The following is a 22,289-nucleotide window of genomic DNA, read 5'->3' as shown; positions in this document are numbered from 1 at the left end:
GTCATAACCCTTGTCGGCGAGCCAGGCGATGGCATCGGGCGACAGGTCGAAGGTGACGCCACGCTCGGAAAGCTGGGCCTCGAGCTGCATGACGAACTTCTGCACCACCTGATGGATGACCGGCACCGGCAGCGAGCCGAACGGGATGATCGCATCGAGACGGTTGCGGAATTCCGGCGTGAACAGCCGGTTGATCGCCTCGACGTCGTCGCCTTCGCGCTTGGTCGAACCGAAGCCGATCGCCGCGCGCTGCGCATCCGACGCGCCCGCATTGGTGGTCATGATCAGGATCACATTGCGGAAGTCGATCTGCTTGCCGTTATGGTCCGTCAGCTTGCCGTGGTCCATCACCTGCAACAGGATGTTGAACAGGTCCGGATGCGCCTTCTCGACTTCGTCCAGCAACAGCACGCAGTGCGGATGCTGGTCGACGCCGTCTGTCAGCAGACCGCCCTGGTCGAATCCGACATAGCCGGGAGGCGCGCCGATCAGCCGCGATACGGTGTGGCGTTCCATATATTCCGACATGTCGAAGCGGATCAGCTCGACACCGAGCGATGCAGCCAACTGCTTGGCCACTTCGGTCTTGCCGACGCCGGTCGGGCCCGAGAACAGGTAGGAGCCGATCGGCTTCTCCGGTTCGCGCAGGCCGGCACGCGCCAGCTTGATCGCCGAGGTCAGCGCAGTGATCGCGGTATCCTGGCCATAGACGACGCGCTTCAGCTCGATATCGAGACCCTGCAGCACCTTCTCGTCGTCGGCCGAAACCGTCTTCGGCGGGATGCGGGCCATGGTGGCGATCGTCGCTTCGATCTCCTTGATGCCGATCGTCTTTTTGCGCTTGGCTTCGGGCACCAGCATCTGCGAGGCACCGGTCTCGTCGATCACGTCGATCGCCTTGTCCGGCAGCTTGCGGTCGTTGATGTAGCGCGCCGACAGCTCCACCGAGGCCTTGATCGCCTCGTTGGTGAACTTCACCTTGTGGAACTCCTCATAATAGGGCTTGAGGYCCTTCATGATCTCGATGGCGTCCTCGATGGTCGGCTCGTTGACGTCGATCTTCTGGAAGCGCCGCACCAGGGCACGGTCCTTCTCGAAGAACTGTCGGAATTCCTTGTAGGTGGTCGAGCCGATGCAGCGGATCGCACCCGACGACAAGGCCGGCTTCAACAGGTTCGACGCGTCCATGGCGCCGCCTGATGTGGCCCCTGCCCCGATGACCGTGTGGATCTCGTCGATGAACAGCACCGCGCCTGGATAGTCCTCGAGTTCCTTGACGACCTGCTTCAGCCGCTCCTCGAAATCGCCGCGATAGCGCGTGCCCGCGAGCAGCGTGCCCATGTCGAGCGCGAAGATCGTGGCATTGTGCAGCACTTCGGGAACGTCGCCCTCGACAATGCGCTTGGCGAGGCCTTCGGCGATCGCCGTCTTGCCGACGCCGGGATCACCGACATAGAGCGGATTGTTCTTGGAGCGGCGGCACAGCACCTGGATGGTGCGGTTGATCTCGGACTCGCGGCCGATCAGCGGATCGATCTTGCCGGCCTTGGCCTTGTTGTTGAGGTTGACGCAATAAGCGGTCAGCGCGTCCTGCTGCTGCTTCTTCTTGCCGCCTTCCTCTTGCGGCTCGGCGCCGTTCTGGCCGCCCTGCTCGTCATCGGAGCCGCGCGGCGAACGCGTTTCCGACGCGCCCGGACGCTTGGCAATGCCGTGCGAAATATAGTTGACCGCGTCGTAGCGGGTCATCTGCTGTTCCTGCAGGAAATAAGCGGCATGGCTCTCGCGCTCGGCGAAGATGGCGACGAGCACGTTGGCGCCCGACACTTCCTCGCGGCCGGACGACTGCACATGGATCACCGCGCGCTGGATGACCCGCTGGAAACCGGCGGTCGGCTTGGAATCCTCGTCGTAGCCGGTGACCAGATTGTCGAGCTCGGTGTCGATATAGGTGAGAACCGTGTGCTTCAGCTCGTCGAGATCGACATTGCAGGCGCGCATGACGGCGGCCGCCTCGGTGTCGTCGATGAGCGCGAGCAGCAAATGTTCAAGAGTTGCATATTCATGGTGCCGCTCATTGGCGAGCGTCAGCGCCTGGTGAAGCGCCTTTTCCAGGCCTTGGGAGAAAGCCGGCATGTTACCTCACTTCTTCTCCATCACGCATTGCAGCGGATGCTGATTCTGTCGGGCGAAATCCATGACCTGAGACACTTTGGTCTCGGCCACCTCGAATGTATAGACCCCGCACTCGCCCACTCCATGATTGTGAACATGAAGCATGATGCGTGTGGCGGCTTCGCGGTCCTTCTGGAAAAAACGCTCCAGCACGTGAACCACGAACTCCATGGGCGTGTAGTCGTCGTTGAGGATGAGGACCCGGTAAAGGCTGGGCTTCTTGGTCTTGGTTTTGGTGCGCGTGATAACGGCCGTCCCGCGGCCGGCCTCATTGCCGTCGCCGCCGCCGTTTTGCATCCGCGCCACGCGTCTCGTGGCAGTCAAATCGATCGTCACGTATTCCTGCCTCTTCGAATCCCCATGCGAGTTCGACATGTAGGTGTTCGATGGACGATTTTAAGCCCTTCTGTTTAGCTGACAATATGGCTAGGTGACCAAACTTGGCCGATTTTCGCAATCGTGAAGGGGCGCGAGGCCTTGGAGCGGAAATTGACATGAAAAAACCCGGCCACGCTTCCGCGACCGGGTTTTGTCCCGCACCCAAAGGGCCGGATCTTGCTCACGTCAGGCGAAATTACTTTGCCTTGGCAACGATCGATTCGAACGGCTTGTAGGCTTCCTTGGCGAGTTCGGCATAGAGGTCGCCAATCTTGGTGGCCTCGGCTACGAACGCCTCATACGATTGCTTGGCATAATCGGATTGGATCTCGATCGCCTTTTCCAGCGACTTGGCCGAGAACATCTTCTCGACGGCGGCGCTGCCTGCTTCGAAGCTCTTCTTGGTGTATTCGCCAGCTTCGGTGGCGATCGCCTGCGCGCCCTTGGAGAGCGAAGCGAAGCTCTTCAATCCGGTATCGGCAAACTCTTTGCCGTATTTGCTGAAGTCCTCATAGGTCTGGGTCATTTCACGCATTCCCTTGGGTTGAAGCGTCCTTCTTCGGGGCGCTCTTGTGCAATGCACGCTAATATATTGTGCGTCGCACAAAAGTCAACATTTCGCCGGCGTCCAGACACCGCCTGCGCAATCAATGGCTAAAAATCGAATAAAGAGAGCTTCAAGCCCGAAGAAAATGGTGAACGCGGCGGTTACCATAAACGGATTGGTAACGCTGCCCCGGTAGCTTTGGCTGGAAGTGAGGCAGGACCCTTTGCCGCCTCCAGCGCAACGAAGAATCCAAGGGAAATACAAGTGCGTCAGGCGTTGTTGGGCATCGTTTCCAAATCCACCTCCCCTCTCAAAACGATGATGATCTTCGCCCTGGCGATGACAGTCGTCTGCGGCGACGTTGCCTCGTCGCTGGCGGCGAGGTCCGCGGCAATCGTCATCGACGCCAAGACCGGCAAGGTGCTTTATTCGGCGGACGCCGATGGTAGGCGCTATCCAGCCTCGCTCACCAAGATGATGACGCTCTATCTGACCTTCGAGGCGCTGGCGAAAGGCAAGATCAGCCGGAACTCGCAAGTCGTTTTTTCGGCCAACGCCGCCGCCGAGCCGCCGACGAAGCTTGGCGTGAAGCCGGGCGGCTCGGTCACGGTCGAAACCGCAATCCTGTCGATGGTCACCAAATCGGCGAACGACTCGGCGACCGCGCTCGGCGAAATGCTCGGCGGCAATGAAACCAATTTCGCCCGCATGATGACCGCCAAGGCGCGTGCGCTGGGCATGAACGGCACCGTGTTTCGCAACGCCAACGGCCTGCCCAATCCCGGCCAATTCACCACCGCGCGCGACATGGCGACGCTCGGCATCGCGCTGCGGGAGCATTTCCCCCAGTACTACGGCTACTTCTCGCAGCGTTCCTTTCTCTATGGGCGCCAGCGCATCAATGGTCACAACCGCCTGCTTGGGCGCATCAAGGGCGTCRACGGCATCAAGACCGGCTACACCCGCGCCTCCGGCTTCAACCTCGTCTCGTCGGTTTCCGACGGCAATCGCCGCATAGTCGGCGTCGTCATGGGTGGCACGTCGGGCGGCAGCCGCGACAACCAGATGGCTGCCTTGATCAACACCTATATGCCGCGCGCATCGACCCGTGGTGGCGGCGATCTGGTCGCCAAAGCCAGCGGCAGCAACCCGATCACGGCCCTTGCCAAGGTCCTGCTGCCCAAGCACGACGCGCCAACGCCGGACGACAAGCCGGTGGTGGCGCAAGATGACGCGACCCAGGACGATGCGACCGTTGCCGAGGACGCCACTGTAGCGGAGGACAGCACCGCGCAGAGCGAGCCGAGCGAAGAGGCTGCCGAAGACGCCGCCCCTGTCGTCAAGGCGAAAAAGGTCAAGACCGTCATCGTATCGGCGCCGCAGGTGGCCACGGCTCAGGTCGTGGCGGCCTATGCCGAACCAACACCGGCGCCGGCGCCGACGCCAACTGTCGACCCGGTCAACACCGCGTCGGTGCCATCGGGCTGGGCCATCCAGGTTGCCTCGTCGCCCAAGCAGTCCGAAGCCCAGGCCTTCCTCGACAAGACCACCAAGCAAGCACCCAAGGCGCTGGCCGACGCTTCCGGCTTCACCGTCGCCTTCGACAAGGACGGCGTCACCTATTATCGCGCCCGCTTCGGCGGCTTTAGTTCCAAGACCGCCGCCTGGAAGGCCTGCACCGCTTTGAAGAAGAAGAACATCGAGTGCTACGCCGTCCAACAGTAGGACGGAGTGGAAACAATCTCCCGGAAAAATTCTGCGTCGAAGGAGAACTAATTGTGATTGGAGAGCAAGACGTCCTTGGCTTCATTGATCCGCGCYGCCAGGAAAGACGTGCCGCCGATATCGGGGTGCAGGCGCTGCATCAGGCGGCGGTGCGCCTTGCGGACATCCGCCGCGGCGGCCCCCGCTTCAAGACCAAGGACCTTGTAGGCCTCCTCCTTAGTCATGGCGCCCGAACCTGGCGCAACACCCAGCCCTTCGCCACCGTTCGTCTCAGCGTTTTTGCGCCAGACGGGAAATCTGCCGTCAAGATACGTCTCTAGCAGTTGCCGGCTCTCCGGATCGCCGGAGAGTTCGCGGTAGAGATGCTGCAGCTCTGCCAGCCCCATCGCGCCAAGCATCTTACCCTCGTGGCGGCCAGCCAGGACCAGTCCTTCGAGGCCGCCGGTATCGTGATCAAGCTCCATTTCGAGTGCCGCGGTGCGCACTGTCGACCGCTTGCCCGGCGCGAGCTTTGCCGTCGGCTGCTTCATCCGCATGGAACCATACCAGGCGATTGCCGCCGACAGAATTATGCCGCCAATGCCTTCGCGCCCGACCGCAACCATAGCGATGCCGACCAACCCTAGAAGGACCGGCCCAAGTGTCTTCATGCCGCTGGCCAATTTTGCCGGGTCGGCGCGAAGGAAGATCGTGGCCACGCCGAGAAGCACCAAAAGCAGTGCCACCAATGCGATGATTGCGCCCATCAGTTCCCGCCGCCCCGTAGATGCTCAATCATAAGCCGGTCTTCCGGCTTGCCCCTGGCTTCGAGCGCCTTCAACCCACCGGTTGCAAACACCGCGACCGCCGAGAGCAGTCCTGCCAGGGTCGCGGCAGCCCTCCGATCAAATCGGAACCAAGCCCCTTTGGACAACCGCGCGATTTCCTTAAACGCCTTTTCTGCGCCGGAATCATGACCTTCCTGGAACACGAAGACGGGAACGCCATGCAGGCCGAGGCTGCCGGCCTTTTCAGCCAGATCGTCGATGTTCTCTTCCATCGCATCGCCGATATAGACCAGCGCATTGACCTTGGCCGTGGCCGTCTGTTTCAGCGCATGCGCCAGCACCTTGCCGATCTGGGTGTTGCCGCTGCGGCATTCGATTCGCGTCATCAGTTGCTTCAAGGCATTGGTGTCGGCCACGAAAGCGGACGAACGGCACTCGCCCAGGCCGCGAAAATAGACCAGTTGGACGCTGAGGGTTCCGGCCTTGCCGACGGCATCGAACATCTGGCCCTGCAGCTCACAAGCCAGATCCCAGGTCGGCTGGCGGCTCATCGTCGCGTCGAGCGAAAGGATTAGCCTGCCCGATCCCATCGCCGACGCAGCCAGCGTCCTTGCCTGCCGAAGAAACGCTTCGATCTCGCCGGCGTTGGATTGAGGTTTGACCGGCGCAGGATTGGCCCTTGTGGGCACGGGCTGCTTTTTGTCGCTCATGAAAACAAGATGTGGCGTTGTCGCGCCGCTTGCAAGTCCAGTGCGACGCAAGTTTGAGGCCAGCAAACCAGCCGCAATTGAAGCAGACAGCCCCTTGAGGTGCGACGGCTTATAGCAGGCCGAGGTCCGCAAGCTCACGCCTGAGCTTCGGCGGCATCTCGATCAGTCCGGCCTTGCCCTTGCCGAGATCGGCCGGCGCGTCCGACGGTTTCAGGTAGCGCCAGCCCTGGAAGGCCCGGCGCGGCTGCCAATCGGTGCGCACGACTTGCGGATCGAGAATGAGATGACAGCGGCCGATGCCTTCGCTGTCGATGAACGGCCGGATCTCGGTGATCAACTGCCGGCACTGCACATTGCCCTTGACCACCCAGTAGAGCGAACCGCCGTCGGTGATCTCGGCGCCGCGCGTCGGCACCATTCGCGTCGTGTGATACTGCTCGACCGGCTCACCGGCGCGCCGCCGCTCGTCGAGGCGAAAGGCGATCCACTCTTCGAGATCCTCGACGCTGTCGCAGCCGACACAGAGTTTTATGAGATTGAGAGACATCGCTTAAGGTTTAGTCCGGCGCGCGGATGCGTCAACGGCCTGATCGACTTCTCCACAGTGCCAGCACCCAGACACCAAGCCTGTGGTGCCCAGAGGCCGTTTCGAAATTCGCTCTGGCTAGTCATATGGTGGTGTTTTCGAGAACCGGAGCGCAACGGACATTTGGATCCGTGAGCACTGGAAGCGCAGAAAACGCCGCCAGATGGCCGCCGGAGTGGGTTTCCAAACGGCCTCTCAGCACTCCACGACATTGACGGCGAGCCCGCCAAGGCTGGTTTCCTTGTACTTCTCGTTCATGTCGAGGCCGGTCTGGCGCATCGTCTCGATCGCCGCGTCGAGCGGCACGAAATGGATGCCGTCGCCCTTGATCGCCAGTGACGCAGCCGTCACCGCCTTGACCGCGCCCAGCGCATTGCGCTCGATGCAGGGCACCTGGACCAACCCGCCGACCGGATCGCAGGTCATGCCGAGATGATGTTCGAGCGCGATCTCGGCGGCATTTTCTACCTGTTCTGGCGTGCCGCCCATAACGGCGCACAAGCCAGCCGCGGCCATCGCGGATGCCGACCCGACCTCGCCCTGGCAGCCAACCTCTGCGCCGGAGATCGAGGCATTGGTCTTGATGATGCCGCCAACGGCGGCGGCCGTCAGCAGGAAGTCGCGGATGCTCGGCTGATCGGCCTCGGGATGGAAATGCAGCCAGTAGCGCAGCACCGCCGGCAGTGTGCCGGCCGCACCATTGGTCGGCGCGGTGACGACGCGGCCGCCGGCGGCATTCTCCTCGTTGACCGCCATGGCGTAGATCGACAGCCAATCATTGGCGAGTAAAGGATTGGGTCTGTTCTGCTGCCACTGCTCCTGCAGTTTGTCATGCAGCATGCGCGCGCGCCGGCGCACCTTCAGTCCGCCCGGCATGATGCCGTCCTGCGACAGGCCACGGTCGATGCAGCCCTTCATGGCGCTCCAGATGCCATCGAGGCCGGCGTCGAGCTTTTCGCGCGACATCTGCGTCTCTTCGTTGATCCGCTTCATGTCGGCGATGGAAAGGCCGCTTTTGCCGGCCATCGCCAGCATCTCGACCGCATTCTTGAAGGGATACGGCACCTTCTTGCCTTCGGTCGTCACCGACCCCTTGGCCTTCATCCGCTGCAGCTCTTCTTCCGAAACCACGAAGCCGCCGCCGATCGAATAGTAGATGCGTTTGAGCAGCAGGCGGTCGCCCGCATCATAAGCATAGAACGCCATCCCGTTAGCGTGGCCGGTGAGCGGCGTCTTGCGGTCCAGCACCAGATCGGTGGCCGGGTCGAAACGATAGGACGGATGGCCAGGCGGCGAAATGCGCTTCTCCACGGTGATGCGGCTGGCAATGCCATCAGCCTGATCGGGATCGACAGTCTGCGGCGTCAGGCCGGCAAGGCCGAGCACGACCGCGCGATCACTGCCGTGGCCGATGCCTGTGTAGGCGAGCGAGCCATGCAGGCTGGCGGCGAGACGGTCGACCTTGACGCCCGCCGGACGCGGCCAGTCAGTTCCCGCGACCTCGTCGAGAAACCGCGCTGCGGCGGTCATAGGACCCATCGTGTGCGAACTCGAGGGTCCTATGCCGATCTTGAACAGGTCGAAAACCGAAAGGAACACGCGGCGCTGTCTCCTGGAGTCACGTCAAGGACCACATATAGGAATTCAGAGGATGTTTCCGCTCTTTTGGCAATCGCGGCGCATCGCCTGCCGACCTTGTTTGCTCCGGCAGCGACATTGGTTCGATCGCCCTTTGCCGGGCATCGAAGCGATCGCACTGAATGTGATAAATTCGGACTATGGGCGATTCCCTCGATCTTTCGACAGCCGATCTCGCGGCGCTGGCTTTCTTCCTCGTCGCGTGGCTGCTGCACACGCTTGCCTCCGACGGCAAGCTGGTCAGCCGCGTGTCGCTGACAACGGCGATGAACACGCAGCGGCAAGCCTGGATGCGCACCATGGCCGAACGCGAGATCCGCATCGTCGACACCGCCATCATGAGCGGGTTGCAACAGGGAACCGCCTTCTTCGCCTCCAGCTCATTGATCGCGATCGGCGGTTGCTTTGCCTTGCTCGGCGCATCCGATCGGGTACTTGAGGTGCTGAGCGACCTGCCCCTGGGCGACGCCCCGTCGCGCGCGGCCTTTCAGATAAAGGTGTTCGGACTGGTCCTGATCCTGGCGTTTTCGTTCTTCAAATTCGGCTGGGCGTACCGGCTGTTCAACTATTGCACGATCCTGATCGGCGCCGTGCCGATCCAGCATGGCGAAGCGTCACGCAACCCGGTCACCGAAACAGCGGTCTGGCGTGCGACGCAAATGAACATGCTGGCCGGAAAGCATTTCAATTCCGGCCTGCGCGGCGTGTTCTTCTCGATCGGCTATCTCGGCTGGTTCGTCGATCCCACGGTGTTCGTTTTGTCGACGCTGTTGCTCCTGGCCGTGCTGGTGCGGCGCCAGTTCTTCTCGGCGGCCAGACATGCGGTGATCGGTCAGCCGCCGGGCGCGGGAAAAGGCTGATCGATTCGGCCCGATATCCAGTAGGCGAAGAGCCCGATCCATTCCCGGATGGCCATTGTGGTGACCTGCAGCGAATCGGCCGGATTGTCGCGGAACAGGCCGATGCCTTCCCGCCCCGTGGTGCGGTAGTCGACCGGCCAGGGAATGGTTGCAAAACCGGCCTTGTCGAACAGCGCCTTGGCGCGCGGCATATGGAAGGCCGAGGTCACCAGCAGCCAGGTCTCGCCGGGCTTCGGTGTTACCAGCTCCTTGGTGAAGACGGCATTCTCATAGGTGTTGCGGGACTTGTTCTCGAGGATCAGGCGATCGGCCGTCACACCAAGCGCAGTGAGCAATCGGGGTGCCGTGGCTGCGTCGCCCTCGCCTTCGAGGAACAGTTCGCCAGTGCCGCCGGAGACGACCACCCTCGCGGTTGGAAAGCGCCGGGCGAGAATCGCGGTCTCGACCATCCGGTCGCCGCCGCTGTTCAATTCATAGCCGCCGCGCACCAGGTTGATGGCACCTTCGAAGCCGCCGCCGAGCACGACGATGCCGTCGACCTTTTCCGGCAGTGGCGGGCGCGCGAAACGCTCCTCCAGCGGGTTGAGCATCATCGCACCAAGCGACGTCCAGGCCGACAGCCCAAGGATCAGAAACGCCAGCACGCTGCCGGTGACGGCAAGCCGCCGGCGGCCGATCATTGCGGCAACCAATCCCGCCAGCAGAAGGAAGATCGTCAGGTTGAGCGGCTGGACGAAAAACCAGAAGACTTTGGAAAGATAGAAGAACATCGCTCAACCCCGTTGGACGAGCGACATCCTTACCACCACTTCTCCGGCTGGAATGTGCCGGCCGCCTGCTCGATGACAGCGGCGGTCTGGAACAGGGTTTCCTCATCGAACGGCCGGCCAATCAGCTGCAGGCCGAGCGGCAGGCCCTTGGCGTCGAGCCCCGCCGGCACGGCGATGCCCGGCAGGCCAGCCATGTTCACGGTGACGGTGAAGATGTCGTTCAGATACATCTTGACCGGATCGGCCGCCATGTCCTCATCGGCGATGCCGAAGGCGGCGGATGGTGTCGCCGGGGTCAGGATGACATCGACGCCGGTGGCGAAGACCTTCTCGAAGTCGCGCTTGATCAGATTGCGCACCTTCTGCGCCTGCAGATAGTAGGCGTCGTAATAGCCCGCCGACAGCACATAGGTACCGATCATGATGCGGCGCTTGACCTCGCGGCCGAAACCGGCGGCGCGGGTCTTCTCATACATATCGACGATGTCCTTGCCCGGCACGCGCAACCCGTAGCGGACGCCGTCGTAGCGCGCGAGGTTGGACGACGCCTCGGCGGGCGCCACGATGTAATAGGCCGGCAGCGCGTATTTGGTGTGCGGCAAGGAAATATCGACGATCTCGGCGCCGGCGTCCTTCAGCCAGGCAATGCCCTTCTGCCACAGCGCCTCAATCTCTTCGGGCATGCCGTCGACGCGGTACTCCTTGGGGATGCCGACCTTCATGCCCTTGATCGGCTTGCCGATCGCCGCTTCATAGTCCGGCACCGGCCGGTCGACCGAGGTTGTGTCCTTCGGGTCGACGGAGGCCATCGACCTCAACAGGATCGCGGCATCGCGCACATCGCGGGCGATCGGTCCGGCCTGGTCGAGCGACGAGGCGAAGGCGACAATGCCCCAGCGCGAGCAGCGTCCATAGGTCGGCTTGATGCCGACAGTACCGGTGAAGRCCGCCGGCTGGCGGATCGAGCCGCCCGTATCCGTCGCCGTCGCGCCGGCGCACAGGAAGGCCGAGACCGCGGTTGCCGAACCGCCGGAGGAACCACCCGGCACCAGTTGCGCATTGTCCAGGCTGCGCGCGGTCCTGGTGCCGCCAGCCGATACGAAGCCGCCGTCGCCCTGATGCGTGGTCGGCATCACCACCGTGTCGAGGCGCGAACGCCGCCACGGGTTGATGACCGGGCCGTAGTAGGACGTCTCGTTGGACGAGCCCATGGCGAACTCGTCCATGTTGAGCTTGCCCAGCATGACCGCGCCGTCGGTCCATAAATTGGTGGTAACGGTCGATTCGTAGCGCGGCTTGAACCCGTCAAGCACATGGCTGCAGGCCTGGGTATGGACGCCTTCGGTGCCGAACAGGTCCTTGATGCCGAGCGGGATGCCTTCCAGCGCACCGCCCTCGCCCTTCGCCAGTTTGGCGTCGGACGCCTTGGCCATGTCGCGCGCCTTGTCGCCGGTCACCGCCACATAGGCATTGAGCACCGGATTGGCGCGATCGATGGCGGCGAGATAGGCCTCGGTGATTTCGGTCGCGGTGATTTCCTTGCCGCGCAGCTTGGCACGGGCCTGTGAAATCGTAAGCTGGGTCAGGTCGCTCATCAAAGGCTCTTTTCGTAAAACACCGACCACTCGGAATCGGGATAATCCAGCACCGGGCCGCAGCGCGAAAACCCGGCGCGTTCGTAGACGGTCCACGCGGCTGGATGACGATCGCCCGTCTCCAGCACCAGGCGTTTCAGCCCCTCCTTGCGCGCCAGCGCCTCGACCCGCTCGACGATCCCTGCGCCGATCTTGCGTCCGCGATGCGAGGGCCGCGTGTACATGCGCTTGACCTCGCCGATGGCGCCGTCATGACGCTTCAGCGCGCCGCAACCGATGGCCAGGCCGTTGTCGCGGGCGATGAAAACGGTCGTATCCTCACCGGCCATCTGCTCAACCGTCAGGTGGTAGCAGTGCTCCGGCGGCGTCAGTTCGAGCAGCGTTTGGTTGAGCTCGTTGACCAGACCGCGCACGTCCTCCTGCAGCGGCGTTTCAACGGCGATCTCGATAGCCATCGGCGCGCTACTCCACGACCTTCGGCACGAGGAAGAAATTCTCTTCGGTCGCCGGTGCGTTGGCTACGATATCGGCGGCCTTGTTGCCGTCGGTGACGACGTCTTGGCGCTTCTTCATGTCCATAGGCGTCACCGAGGTCATTGGCTCGACCCCGGAAACGTCGACCTCGTTCAACTGCTCGACGAAGCCGAGGATGGCGTTCAGCTCGCCAGTCATGCGTTCGGCATCTTCTTCGCTCACCGCAATGCGGGCGAGACGCGCGACGCGCTTCACTGTCTTGACGTCAACGGACATGTTTTGCCTCGGGGAAAACCAGTTCGGGCTATAGCGGCGCCGCGCGCGCGGCGCAACATGCATCGTGCGAGAGCACCAGGCGTCGGCCCAGCTCTTCTGTCATCGGTCTACCGTTTAGATRCTGTCTATGGCAGGGCAACGCCCTCGCACAGATAGTAGCTGCCGCTGTTGCCGTTCGCCTCGCTTTCGTCATCGGCCGGCCGGACCGAGACGAGATCGATCTGCGTCGAGCTCATCTGGGTCACTGAAAGGACGTCGGGAAACACATAACCCGGTTCCTGGCAGATGGCCGTCACCGCCCAGCTTGGCGAGGCTGTCGCCTTGCTGATCTGTACGAACTCGCAATTGTATTCGACACCTTGCAGGCCATGCGCCGAAAGCACGATGTTGCCAGCGTCGATCAGCGTCTGCAGCGTAGCCTTCCTGGCCTGTGTGCAAAGCTCCTCGGATTGGAGGTAGACGCCTTCGATGAAATCGTCGGCGGCGAGCGCGGGTGACGCCGCGACCAACATGGACACGCAAAGAGACTGCCTCAAGGCCATGGTTTCATTCCGCTTTGGCTGCGTCTAAATCGTAATCGTCTCACCGATCTTCGGCAATGCCACCTTCACGCCGGATCCTTCCAGGCCCGCCTCGAACTTATCGGCGGTCGGATCGATCATCGGAAACGTGCCGAAGTGACAGGGAACCACGGTTTCGAATTTGAAGAAGCGGCGGCAGGCGAGCGCGGCCACCGCACCGCCCATGGTGAAGCGGTCGCCGATCGGCACGATGCCGATCTTCGGTTCATGCAACTCGTTGATCAGCGCCATGTCGGAAAAGATGTCGGTGTCGCCCATGTGATAGAGCGTCCGGTCTTCCGGGAAATGCAGGACGAGGCCGCCCGGATTGCCGAGATAGGTGTTCTGGCCGCCATCGCCCGGGAACGATGAGGAGTGCAGCGCCTGGACAAAGGTGGTGGTGAAACCGCCGCAATCGACGGTGCCGCCGATGTTGCCCGGGTTGATCTTCTTGTCGCTGGCGCCCTTGCCCACCAGGTACATGCAGATTTCGAAATTGGCGACCAACTGGGCGCCGCTTTTGCCCAGCACTTCCAGCGCGCCGCTGATGTGGTCGCTGTGACCGTGCGTCAGCAGCACATGCGTGATGCCCTCGGCCGGCCCTTCCCAGCCGCCCGTCCAGGACGGATTGCCGATCAGATAGGGGTCGATGAGGATCTTGGCGTCAGCGGTTTCGATGCGAAACGCCGAGTGGCCGTACCAGGTCAATTTCATGAATGCTTTCCTCGATTTTTGCCTTGCCAAAGGATAGAACGCCGATAGCCCTGAGATCAAAGGGTTACTGTGTCCGTTGTGTGTCTGAGAGAACACATGGCGGTGAAGGGCGAAGGACGGCCATTGGGCATTATCACGATCGAGGAATTGCCGGCGCGGCTTGCCGGCGGCAAGACGCTGGCAGGGCTTGACCTCGGCGACAAGACGATCGGCGTCGCCGTCTCGGACCAGAGGTTCTCCTTTGCCCATCCGCGCCCAGTCATCATGCGAAGGAAATTCTCGCTCGACGCTGTCGTGCTGCTAGCCCTGCTGCAGAAGGAGAATGCCGGCGCGGTGGTGATCGGACTGCCGATCAACATGGACGGTTCGGAAGGGCCACGCGCACAGAAATCGCGCGCCTTCGTCCGCAACATGGCGCAGGTGAGCGACCTGCCTTTCGTGCTCTGGGACGAAAGGCTATCGACGGTAGCGGCCGAAAGGACGCTGATCGAAATGGATTTCTCGCGCCGCAAACGCGCCGGCAAGATCGATTCGGCGGCAGCCGCGTTTATTCTGCAGGGAGTTTTGGACCGGCTTCAGTCGCTCCACGCATCCGCTCGAACGGAACCGGACCCGCCCAGCGCCGCTTGATCCAGCCGGCGATCTCGCGGCGGCGGCGAAACGCCCACAGCGCCATCAGCAGAAACCCGTCGAAGACACAGGCCTTTGCCACCATGCCGGGGATGGTCGCCGGATCGATACCGAGCATCTGGCCATAGAGCTGGAAGACGAAGTCGTGCAGCCGCCGGCTCAGCATGACATAACCGAAGTTCATGTCGTTGAGCGACAGGTAGAACCAGCCCCAGAACAGCGCCATCGGGGCTGCCCACAATGCGAAGATGTAACGCATCAGCGGCCTCCCCTGGGATTCGGGCCCGTCCGGCCCGATATGAGCGAAAGCAGCGAATTGTGGGCCGCGGCCTCGGCCATGGCGTGCGCGGCGACGCGGATCTCGCCATCGCCCTGAGCAACCGCCGCAACGGACCGTCGCTCGGCAAGCATGGCGACATAGGATGCCAGAAGTGCCGCCAGCTGCACCGCCACAACCATGAACAGCCCGCTGATGCCTTGCGCGGCGCCGCCGACGACGATCAGCGACAACACGCCGGACGCGGAGATGAAAGCGATGCGGGCGACGCTGTCGACACCCTGGCTGGTCGCGTCATTGATCAGGGTTTCGACAAAGGCCCAGAAGAACAGCACAGCGACGACCAGCAAGGCGGTGGCGAGCGGGGCCACGACTATGGCGTTGTCGAGGTCGATGAAGCGAGTGCCCTCGATGGTGGCACCCAACACACCCAGCGCTGCAGCAACACCACGGTTTCCGTCGATGCATATGAACGCAAGCAGGGCGAAAACGATCGCCCAGTGCAAGGCCAGAAAAGAGGTCAGTACATGTCGCATCGCCATTCCTGCTTCGCAAAGCAGGGATTTGGCCAATTTGAACCATTCCTTGCTCTCGCCGCGACAGTGGGCTTTGCCGCTCGTCACCGCAACGGAAACCATTTGTTAAGGTTAACGGCGATTAGTGACGCGCGTGTGGGGGCTCGCCGACGCCTCAAAATGATCGATGGCGCCACTTTTTTGCGATCTTGAAAACTCAATTCACAGGCGGATAGAGCGTGTCGATGATCATGCGCGCGTCATGACGCGAATCGAGCATGCCATAAGTGTTGCGCCACTGGCCGGCGAGCCGCGTCTCGACGAACGCGTCGGCGATTCGCCCTGCCCCCAGCCGACGCAATTCCGCCGCCGCCGCCGATAGCGCCAGCTGTTCGGTAAGCAGCCGGGCCGAGCCGTCGTCGGTCGCGGCAACCTGCATCGCCGCCTTCAGCACGCCGATCGTGCCACGCCCGCCGGCGCCGAGGTCACGGTCGATACCGGCCAGCACATCCTCGAACAGGCCGGGCGCGCGCCCGAGCACGCGCAGCACGTCGAGCGCCATGACATTGCCGGACCCTTCCCAGATCGCATTGACCGGGGCCTCGCGATAGTAGCGGGCGAGCGGCGCCTCCTCGACATAGCCGTTGCCGCCGAGGCACTCCATCGCCTCGTAGAGCAAAGGCGGCGCGATCTTGCACACCCAGTATTTGACGACCGGCGTCATGGCGCGGGCGAATGCGGCTTCGCCGCGATCGCTCGCCGCCTCGTCGAAGGACCGCGCCAGCCGGAACGACAGCGCGGTGGCGGCGGCGACATCGAGCGCCATGTCGGCCAGCACCCGCTGCATCAGCGGCTGCTCGATCAGATTGGCGCCGAACACCTGTCGATGGCGGGCATGATGAACGGCTTCGGCAAGACCTGCACGCATGATCGCCGAAGATGCGACCGCACAGTCGAGCCGGGTCAAGGTCACCATGTCCATGATCGTCTTCACGCCCGCACCCGGTTCGCCGACCATCTCGCCGATGGCGTTGACGAATTCCACCTCGGAAGAGGCGTTCGAGCGGTTGCCGAGCTTGTCCTTCAGCCGCTGGAAACGGAAACCGTTGCCCGAGCCGTCGCCGAGAACGCGCGGCACGAGGAAGCAAGACAGCCCCTCCGGCGCCTGTGCGAGCACCAGGAACGCATCCGACATCGGCGCCGACATGAACCATTTGTGCCCCGTCAGGCGATAGAACCCGCTACCGACGCGTTCCGCCCTTGTCACATTGGCGCGCACATCCGTGCCGCCCTGCTTCTCGGTCATGCCCATGCCGAGCGTCAGCCCGGTCTTTTCGACCGGTGGCTTCTGGCCCTGGTCGTATTTGCGCGTCGTCACCCGCGGCGCCCATTCGCGAAACAGTTTTGGGCTGGCCATCAACGCCGCCAGGGAAGCATTGGTCATGGTGATCGGGCACAGATGCCCGGTCTCGAGCTCCGCTGTCAGATAGAAACGGGCAGCGCGGACCTGGTGGCGGCGGCCAATCTCGGCGTCGCCGTTTTCCCAAACCGAGGAATGCAGCCCATTGGCCACCGAGCGGCGCATCAGGGCATGATAGGCGGGATGGAACTCGACCACATCGATGCGCCGCCCCTGGCGGTCATGCGTCCTGAGCTTCGGCGTCTCGGCATTGGCGAGACGGGCTAACTCCTGCGCCTCCTGCGTCAGCACGAAACGGCCGAGCCCGTCGAGGTCCTTGCGCACCGGATCGGAAAAGCGCTCCGCAAGCTGGATCAGCAACGGATCGCCCCGCCAGGCGTTGCCGCCCGTCAGCGGCGGCGGCTGGTTCGTCACGTCGTCGGTCACGCCCAATCCTTTTATCGGGAGAAAGGTCCCTATCGTCAGAAAACCACGAATCCGAGGCCATCGGCTAGATATAGCCCAAGCCATACAAGGCGCACGATGAAAATACCGGGGAGAACAGCTCCAATCCAAAGCTGCCGCTTGCAGCCGCAAAATCTCCACCCTATAGCAACGCCTTGAGATGACCGACGCTTCGTCCCTGCCACTCTACCCTCACCGCCATCTTCTGGGCATCCGCGATCTTTCCCCCGCCGACATCGAGCTTCTGCTCGACCGGGCGGACCGCGCTGTCGCGATTTCACGGCAGTCCGAGAAGAAAACTTCGACGCTGCGCGGCCGCACCCAGATCAACCTCTTCTATGAAGCTTCGACGCGCACGCAATCGTCGTTCGAGCTCGCCGGAAAGCGGCTCGGCGCCGATGTCATGAACATGTCGGTGGCGAGTTCATCGGTGAAGAAGGGCGAAACGCTCATCGACACGGCGATGACGCTGAATGCCATGCGGCCCGATATCTTGATCATCCGCCACCAGTCAGCGGGCGCTGCCGCCCTTCTGGCGCAGAAGGTCGGCTGCTCGGTGGTCAATGCCGGCGACGGCGCGCATGAACACCCGACACAGGCTCTGCTCGATGCGCTGACCATCCGCCGCGCCAAGGGTCCGCTGTCGAAGCTGATCGTGGCGATCTGCGGCGACATCCTGCACTCGCGCGTGGCTCGCTCCAACATCATGCTGCTCAACGCGCTCGGCGCGCAGGTGCGGGTCGTTGCACCGTCGACCCTGTTGCCCAGTGGCATTGAGAAAATGGGCGTCATCGTCACCCGCTCGATGGCCGAAGGCCTCAAGGGCGCCGACGTGGTGATGATGCTGCGCCTGCAGCGCGAGCGCATGGAAGGTGCCTTCGTGCCTTCGGTGCGCGAATATTTCCGCTATTTCGGCCTCGATGCCGAAAAGCTGAAGGCCGCCAAGGACGACGCGCTGGTGATGCATCCCGGCCCGATGAACCGCGGCGTCGAGATCGCCTCAGAAATCGCCGACGGCCCGCAAAGCGTCATCCAGGAACAGGTCGAGATGGGCGTTGCCGTGCGCATGGCGGTGATGGAAGCGCTGCTCGACCCGCGTCGCAATCAAGAGGGCCGCAATCAAGAGGGCCGTGGCGCATGAGCATAACGGTCTTTGAGCGCGCTCGCATTGTCGACCCATCGCGCGGTGTCGACGAAGTCGGCTCCGTCATCCTCGATGGCCGCAAGATCGTCGCCGCCGGCAAGGCAGCGCTGAACCAGGGCACGCCCGGGGGTGCGACCGTTATCGACTGCGCCGGCAAGGCGATCATTCCAGGCCTGATCGACGGCCGCGTCTTCATCGGCGAGCCGGGCGGCGAGCATCGCGAAACCATCGCTTCGGCCAGTGTCGCTGCGGCGGCCGGCGGCGTCACCTCCGTCGTCATGATGCCCGACACCGATCCGGTGATCGACAATGTGGCGCTGGTAGAGTTCGTGCTGCGCACCGCCAAGGACACCGCAAGCGTCAACGTCTTTCCGGCGGCGGCGATCACCAAGGGCCTCGACGGCCGCGAGATGACCGAGTTCGGCCTCTTACGCGAAGCCGGCGCCGTCGCCTTCACCGACGGCCGCCACACCATATCGAGCGCCCTGGTTATGCGCCGCGCGCTGACCTATGCGCGCGACTTCGGCGCCACCATCGTGCATGAAACGCAGGACGCGGACCTCGGTTCGTCCGGCGTCATGAACGAGGGCCTATACGCCAGCTGGCTCGGCCTTTCCGGCATTCCGCGTGAAGCCGAATCCATCCCTCTCGAGCGCGACCTTGCGCTGGCACGGCTGACGCGCGGTTCGTACCATGCGGCGAAGATCTCGACCGCGATGGCAGCAAACGCCGTGACGCGGGCGAAAGTCGATGGCGCGACCGTGACATCGGGCGTGGCGATCCACAATCTGTCGCTCAATGAAAACGATGTCGGCGAATACCGCACCTTCTTCCGCCTGACCCCGCCGTTGCGCGCCGAGGAAGACCGGCTGGCCATGATCGAAGCGGTCAGGGACGGCACCATCGACATCATCGTCTCCTCGCACGATCCGCAGGATGTCGACACCAAGCGCCTGCCCTTTGCCGATGCGGCGGCCGGCGCCATCGGGCTCGAAACCCTGCTGGGAGCGGCATTGCGGCTCTACCACAATGGCGATGTGCCACTGCTCAGGCTGATCGAGACGCTATCGACTGCGCCGGCGAGATTGTTCGGCCTGCCTGGCGGCACGCTGAAGCCGGGGGCGATTGCCGATCTTGCGCTGGTCGATCTGGACGAACCCTGGATCGTCGCCGAGAGCGGCATTCGCTCGCGTTCGAAAAACACCTGTTTCGAAGGCGCGCGGTTGCAGGGCAAGGTCTTGCAAACGCTGGTGGCGGGCCGCACAGTGTTCTCAATCTGAGCCGGCCACCGCGCACCGCGCCTGATCCGGCCATTCTGGGGGAAATGCGGGGGAAACAATGACTTACAGCCTCATCCCGGCGCTGGTGTTCGGCTATCTCCTGGGCTCGATTCCCTTCGGACTGCTGCTCACCCGCGCGGCCGGCCTTGGCGATGTGCGCAAGATAGGCTCGGGCAACATCGGCGCCACCAATGTGCTGCGCACCGGCAACAAGGGGCTTGCCGCCGCGACGCTGCTGCTCGACGCGCTGAAGGGCACCGCCGCCGTGTTGATAACAGGCCATTTCGCCCCTGAATTGGCGATTTGGGCCGGTCTCGGCGCCTTTCTCGGTCATCTCTTCCCGGCATGGCTGGGCTTCAGGGGCGGCAAGGGCGTCGCGACCTATCTCGGCGTGCTCATTGGGCTTGCCTGGCAGGTGGCGCTGATCTTCGCCATCGTCTGGCTGGTGATGGCCTTCCTGTTCCGATACTCCTCACTGGCAGCGCTGACGGCGGCCATTGTCGTGCCGATCGCCCTCTATTTCCTGAGCACGCCGCAGATCGCCGCCCTGTTCGTGGTGATGAGCATCATCGTCTTCATCAAGCACAGGGAAAACATTTCACGCCTGCTTGCCGGCACCGAGGGCAAGATCGGAGCCAAGACGTGAGCGAACCCGCCGCCGGGCCGCGCCTCAGCGACCGGCAGCGGGTGAGCTGGCTGCGGCTGATCCGCACCCAGAATGTCGGTCCGGCCTCCTTCCGCGATCTGATCAACCGCTTCGGTTCTGCCGAGGTTGCGCTGGAAATCCTTCCGGAATTGATGATTTCGGGCGGCGCCAACCGCATCGCCCGCATCCCGTCGATCGCCGAAGCCGAGGCCGAATTGGAAACAGCCCGAAAGGCCGGCGCGCGCTTTGTCGGCATCGGAGAGCCCGACTATCCACCGCTGTTGCGCAACATGGACCATCCGCCGCCACTGTTGGCCGTCAAGGGAAATGCCGCCGTGTTCCGGCTGCCGGGGGTCGCCATCGTCGGTGCCCGAAACGCATCGCTGGCCGGCATCAAGATGGCGCGCATGCTGGCTGCCGAACTCGGCCGCGACGGCTACGGCATCGTCTCGGGACTGGCCCGCGGCATCGACACGGCGGCGCATCAAGGCAGTCTGTCGACCGGCACGATCGGTGTGCTGGCCGGAGGGCTCGACCTGCCCTATCCGCCCGAAAACGCCGGCTTGTGCGAGGAAATTGCCGAGCGCGGCGCCGTCATTTCGGAAATGCCGTTCGGCTGGCAGCCGCGCGCCCAGGATTTTCCGCGCCGCAACCGCCTTGTCGCGGGCGCGGCCCTTGGGTTGGTGGTGGTCGAGGCAGCGCAGCGCTCTGGATCACTGATCAGCGCCAGGCTTGCCGGCGAAATGGGCCGGCTGGTCTTCGCCGTGCCGGGCTCGCCGCTCGATCCGCGCGCCGCCGGCACCAACGGCCTGCTCAAGGACGGTGCCACCCTGGTCACCGAGGCCTCGGACATTTCCAGGGCGATCTCGCCGCTGACCGGTTTGCGGGCGCCGGATGTGCCGCCGTTTCAAGACCCGCCCGACTTCTCGGTCACGCCGCCGCCCGGCGAAAGCGACCGCGCCCGCGTCATCGAGGCGCTTGGCCCGACGCCGGTGTCGGTCGACGAGATCATCCGCCACACCGGCCTGCATCCGGCCCAGGTCTTCATGGTGCTCCTGGAACTCGACCTCGCCGGCCGGCTCGAGCGGCATGACGGCGGACATGTTTCGCTGGTGTTCGAAGGTCGCTGAAGGGCAGCGTCGATCCCCGACCCGTTCGACGTTCGTCACCGCATGCAGGTAGCCCTACACAAAGTCCAGCGTATTTGGATTGCCCCGCTCACGCCTGAAACGATCCGCCCAATCGAAGCTGATTGAGTCTCGCTGTTGCTGGATCACGATGCTGGTCGAATCCGGGCTGCGTTGGAGCGTCACACCCATCATGTCCGCGACTTGACGGATGGCATCCAGGGGATCCGCGACTATCGACTCGTATTCAAGCCTGAGAGGATCAATCCCGGTCCGGGCAAAGAACATCTCCCAACGCGCCCTCTCCCGAACCAGCGCATCGAGTTGCCTCTGGATCAGCTCGGCATCGAAAACCGTTTCCTGGCTCACCGGTTGAGTAGAGCGGTATTGACCGGTTTGGAGGGCCCTCGCCCAGGATATTGCCTGACCGAGAAGGTCCCGCCTTGATAGAGAGATAAACCGAAGATTCGGAAGCGCGTCGAACCAGCCTATTTCGCTTGAGATCSAATCATGCTGGTGGGCAAAGATTTTCAGACCATAGATACGATTGGCGGTTGCGCCCATGGTGAGAATTTTTTCGACCTGCCCTGCCACATCTTCGGGAAAATTTGGATCGTCGAAAAAGCGGCGTCCCCTCCAATTGAAATACTCGAGCGGATGCCCGAGCATTCCGGTGCTGCTGAGATGCTGGCACAGGTAATTGCTGCCGGACCTTGGCGATGTGCAAATTGAATAGCCACGAACGCCACCAGACAACTTCAACCTCGCCCCCGAGCCCGACGAAACATTTTTCTTATAAAAAGCGGCATCATGCCGTTGTAGAGCCGTTTGCTCTCATTGACGAAATTTGAAAGGCGCGACAGCTCCCCGTCAATTCGATGCAATGCAGCCCGACTGTCCTGGGTCGCGCTGTTGAGGGAAGCAGAACCATCAGCGACAGAGCTTGAAAGGCTGGATAGCTGCCCTTCAAGGCGATGCAATCTCGCTTGGCTATCATGGGCCACGTTGWGGAGCGAAGCGGCGCTGTCAACGAC

The 22,289-nt window shown here is 62.9% G+C and carries 24 protein-coding genes and 1 pseudogene; 7 read left to right on the top strand and 18 right to left on the bottom strand.

The annotated features are described in order from the left end of the window. The 3 genes from clpA to ACXJ7R_RS05225 form a co-directional block, all read right to left on the bottom strand. Nucleotides 1-2,133: ATP-dependent Clp protease ATP-binding subunit ClpA (gene clpA, locus ACXJ7R_RS05235; protein ID WP_457150878.1), on the bottom strand; the 2,133-nt coding region annotated here is incomplete at its 3' end. Between the two features lie 6 nt (nt 2,134-2,139). Then, nucleotides 2,140-2,469, bottom strand: coding sequence for an ATP-dependent Clp protease adapter ClpS (gene clpS / locus ACXJ7R_RS05230; RefSeq protein ID WP_010909565.1), 330 nt, complete (start codon nt 2,467-2,469; stop codon nt 2,140-2,142). Nucleotides 2,470-2,746: 277 nt separating this feature from the next. Continuing rightward, nucleotides 2,747-3,076 (bottom strand): phasin family protein, encoded by a 330-nt coding sequence (locus ACXJ7R_RS05225; RefSeq protein ID WP_184874143.1) that lies wholly within the window; start codon nt 3,074-3,076, stop codon nt 2,747-2,749. Nucleotides 3,077-3,361: 285 nt separating this feature from the next. On the opposite strand from ACXJ7R_RS05225, the gene ACXJ7R_RS05220 reads away from it, so the two are divergent. Beyond that, on the top strand, nt 3,362-4,822 hold the full coding sequence (locus tag ACXJ7R_RS05220; RefSeq protein ID WP_457150877.1) for a D-alanyl-D-alanine carboxypeptidase: 1,461 nt from the start codon (nt 3,362-3,364) through the stop codon (nt 4,820-4,822). Between the two features lie 47 nt (nt 4,823-4,869). Here ACXJ7R_RS05220 and ACXJ7R_RS05215 read toward each other — a convergent pair whose 3' ends face one another. The 4 genes from ACXJ7R_RS05215 to ACXJ7R_RS05200 all read right to left on the bottom strand — a co-directional run bounded on the left by ACXJ7R_RS05215 (nt 4,870) and on the right by ACXJ7R_RS05200 (nt 8,484). Beyond that, the gene (locus ACXJ7R_RS05215) at nt 4,870-5,568 is read right to left on the bottom strand and encodes a DnaJ domain-containing protein (protein WP_457150876.1); all 699 of its coding nucleotides are present in this window, start codon (nt 5,566-5,568) and stop codon (nt 4,870-4,872) included. After that, nucleotides 5,568-6,299 (bottom strand): VWA domain-containing protein, encoded by a 732-nt coding sequence (locus tag ACXJ7R_RS05210; RefSeq protein ID WP_457150879.1) that lies wholly within the window; start codon nt 6,297-6,299, stop codon nt 5,568-5,570. The genes ACXJ7R_RS05215 and ACXJ7R_RS05210 overlap by 1 nt, the downstream gene beginning before the upstream one ends. A 109-nt stretch (nt 6,300-6,408) precedes the next feature. Then, the gene (locus ACXJ7R_RS05205; protein ID WP_457150875.1) at nt 6,409-6,846 is read right to left on the bottom strand and encodes a DUF1489 family protein; all 438 of its coding nucleotides are present in this window, start codon (nt 6,844-6,846) and stop codon (nt 6,409-6,411) included. A gap of 234 nt (nt 6,847-7,080) precedes the next feature. Further along, nucleotides 7,081-8,484: an L-serine ammonia-lyase gene (locus ACXJ7R_RS05200; RefSeq protein ID WP_457150874.1), complete on the bottom strand. Its 1,404-nt coding sequence runs from the start codon at nt 8,482-8,484 to the stop codon at nt 7,081-7,083. 179 nt (nt 8,485-8,663) lie between these two features. On the opposite strand from ACXJ7R_RS05200, the gene ACXJ7R_RS05195 reads away from it, so the two are divergent. Continuing rightward, nucleotides 8,664-9,383 carry a DUF599 domain-containing protein gene (locus tag ACXJ7R_RS05195; RefSeq protein ID WP_457150873.1) on the top strand — a complete coding sequence of 240 codons (720 nt, stop codon included), beginning with the start codon at nt 8,664-8,666 and terminating at the stop codon, nt 9,381-9,383. On the opposite strand, the gene ACXJ7R_RS05190 is transcribed toward ACXJ7R_RS05195, so the two are convergent. From ACXJ7R_RS05190 to ACXJ7R_RS05165, 6 genes are all read right to left on the bottom strand, one after another. Continuing rightward, on the bottom strand, nt 9,356-10,153 hold the full coding sequence (locus ACXJ7R_RS05190) for a YdcF family protein (protein ID WP_457150872.1): 798 nt from the start codon (nt 10,151-10,153) through the stop codon (nt 9,356-9,358). The two genes, ACXJ7R_RS05195 and ACXJ7R_RS05190, sit on opposite strands and share 28 nt — an antisense overlap. A gap of 29 nt (nt 10,154-10,182) precedes the next feature. Continuing rightward, entirely contained in the window at nt 10,183-11,748 is a 1,566-nt protein-coding gene (locus ACXJ7R_RS05185) for an amidase (RefSeq protein WP_457150871.1), read from the bottom strand. Beyond that, on the bottom strand, nt 11,748-12,203 hold the full coding sequence (locus ACXJ7R_RS05180; protein WP_457150870.1) for a GNAT family N-acetyltransferase: 456 nt from the start codon (nt 12,201-12,203) through the stop codon (nt 11,748-11,750). The genes ACXJ7R_RS05185 and ACXJ7R_RS05180 overlap by 1 nt, the downstream gene beginning before the upstream one ends. Before the next feature lie 7 nt (nt 12,204-12,210). After that, nucleotides 12,211-12,498, bottom strand: a complete 288-nt coding sequence (gene gatC, locus ACXJ7R_RS05175; protein WP_095091833.1) for an Asp-tRNA(Asn)/Glu-tRNA(Gln) amidotransferase subunit GatC — start codon at nt 12,496-12,498, stop codon at nt 12,211-12,213. 125 nt (nt 12,499-12,623) lie between these two features. Beyond that, nucleotides 12,624-13,040, bottom strand: coding sequence for a hypothetical protein (locus tag ACXJ7R_RS05170; protein WP_457150869.1), 417 nt, complete (start codon nt 13,038-13,040; stop codon nt 12,624-12,626). A gap of 24 nt (nt 13,041-13,064) precedes the next feature. Beyond that, nucleotides 13,065-13,772: a metal-dependent hydrolase gene (locus ACXJ7R_RS05165; protein ID WP_095091835.1), complete on the bottom strand. Its 708-nt coding sequence runs from the start codon at nt 13,770-13,772 to the stop codon at nt 13,065-13,067. A gap of 123 nt (nt 13,773-13,895) precedes the next feature. Between ACXJ7R_RS05165 and ruvX the strand changes: the two genes are divergently transcribed. Further along, nucleotides 13,896-14,402, top strand: a complete 507-nt coding sequence (ruvX, locus tag ACXJ7R_RS05160; protein WP_457150868.1) for a Holliday junction resolvase RuvX — start codon at nt 13,896-13,898, stop codon at nt 14,400-14,402. Here ruvX and ACXJ7R_RS05155 read toward each other — a convergent pair. The 3 genes from ACXJ7R_RS05155 to ACXJ7R_RS05145 all read right to left on the bottom strand — a co-directional run bounded on the left by ACXJ7R_RS05155 (nt 14,320) and on the right by ACXJ7R_RS05145 (nt 17,040). Beyond that, nucleotides 14,320-14,661, bottom strand: a complete 342-nt coding sequence (locus ACXJ7R_RS05155; RefSeq protein ID WP_457150867.1) for a DUF6105 family protein — start codon at nt 14,659-14,661, stop codon at nt 14,320-14,322. The two genes, ruvX and ACXJ7R_RS05155, sit on opposite strands and share 83 nt — an antisense overlap. Next, the gene (locus ACXJ7R_RS05150; protein ID WP_457150866.1) at nt 14,661-15,215 is read right to left on the bottom strand and encodes a hypothetical protein; all 555 of its coding nucleotides are present in this window, start codon (nt 15,213-15,215) and stop codon (nt 14,661-14,663) included. The genes ACXJ7R_RS05155 and ACXJ7R_RS05150 overlap by 1 nt, the downstream gene beginning before the upstream one ends. Before the next feature lie 196 nt (nt 15,216-15,411). Next, nucleotides 15,412-17,040 carry a DNA alkylation response protein gene (locus ACXJ7R_RS05145; protein ID WP_457150865.1) on the bottom strand — a complete coding sequence of 543 codons (1,629 nt, stop codon included), beginning with the start codon at nt 17,038-17,040 and terminating at the stop codon, nt 15,412-15,414. Between the two features lie 178 nt (nt 17,041-17,218). On the opposite strand from ACXJ7R_RS05145, the gene ACXJ7R_RS05140 reads away from it, so the two are divergent. The 4 genes from ACXJ7R_RS05140 to dprA are packed head-to-tail and all read left to right on the top strand — an operon-like array spanning nt 17,219 to nt 21,258. Further along, complete coding sequence (locus tag ACXJ7R_RS05140) at nt 17,219-18,199, top strand: aspartate carbamoyltransferase catalytic subunit (RefSeq protein ID WP_095091837.1); 981 nt, start codon at nt 17,219-17,221, stop codon at nt 18,197-18,199. Further along, on the top strand, nt 18,196-19,482 hold the full coding sequence (locus ACXJ7R_RS05135; protein WP_457150864.1) for a dihydroorotase: 1,287 nt from the start codon (nt 18,196-18,198) through the stop codon (nt 19,480-19,482). Before ACXJ7R_RS05140 ends, ACXJ7R_RS05135 begins: the two co-directional genes overlap by 4 nt. Before the next feature lie 58 nt (nt 19,483-19,540). After that, nucleotides 19,541-20,128, top strand: coding sequence for a glycerol-3-phosphate 1-O-acyltransferase PlsY (gene plsY / locus ACXJ7R_RS05130; RefSeq protein WP_457150863.1), 588 nt, complete (start codon nt 19,541-19,543; stop codon nt 20,126-20,128). Further along, complete coding sequence (gene dprA / locus ACXJ7R_RS05125; protein ID WP_457150862.1) at nt 20,125-21,258, top strand: DNA-processing protein DprA; 1,134 nt, start codon at nt 20,125-20,127, stop codon at nt 21,256-21,258. Before plsY ends, dprA begins: the two co-directional genes overlap by 4 nt. A gap of 54 nt (nt 21,259-21,312) precedes the next feature. On the opposite strand, the gene ACXJ7R_RS05120 is transcribed toward dprA, so the two are convergent. Together ACXJ7R_RS05120 and ACXJ7R_RS05115 are read right to left on the bottom strand one after the other, a co-directional pair. Beyond that, the gene (locus ACXJ7R_RS05120) at nt 21,313-22,011 is read right to left on the bottom strand and encodes a Stf0 family sulfotransferase (RefSeq protein ID WP_457150861.1); all 699 of its coding nucleotides are present in this window, start codon (nt 22,009-22,011) and stop codon (nt 21,313-21,315) included. Between the two features lie 2 nt (nt 22,012-22,013). After that, a pseudogene (locus ACXJ7R_RS05115) lies at nt 22,014-22,289 on the bottom strand (glycosyltransferase); the annotation flags it as partial.

The sequence above is a fragment of the Mesorhizobium sp. P5_C1 genome (assembly GCF_054049815.1).
The sequence above is the reverse complement of the archived record's forward strand: the minus strand, read 5'-3'. Positions and strand labels throughout refer to the sequence as shown.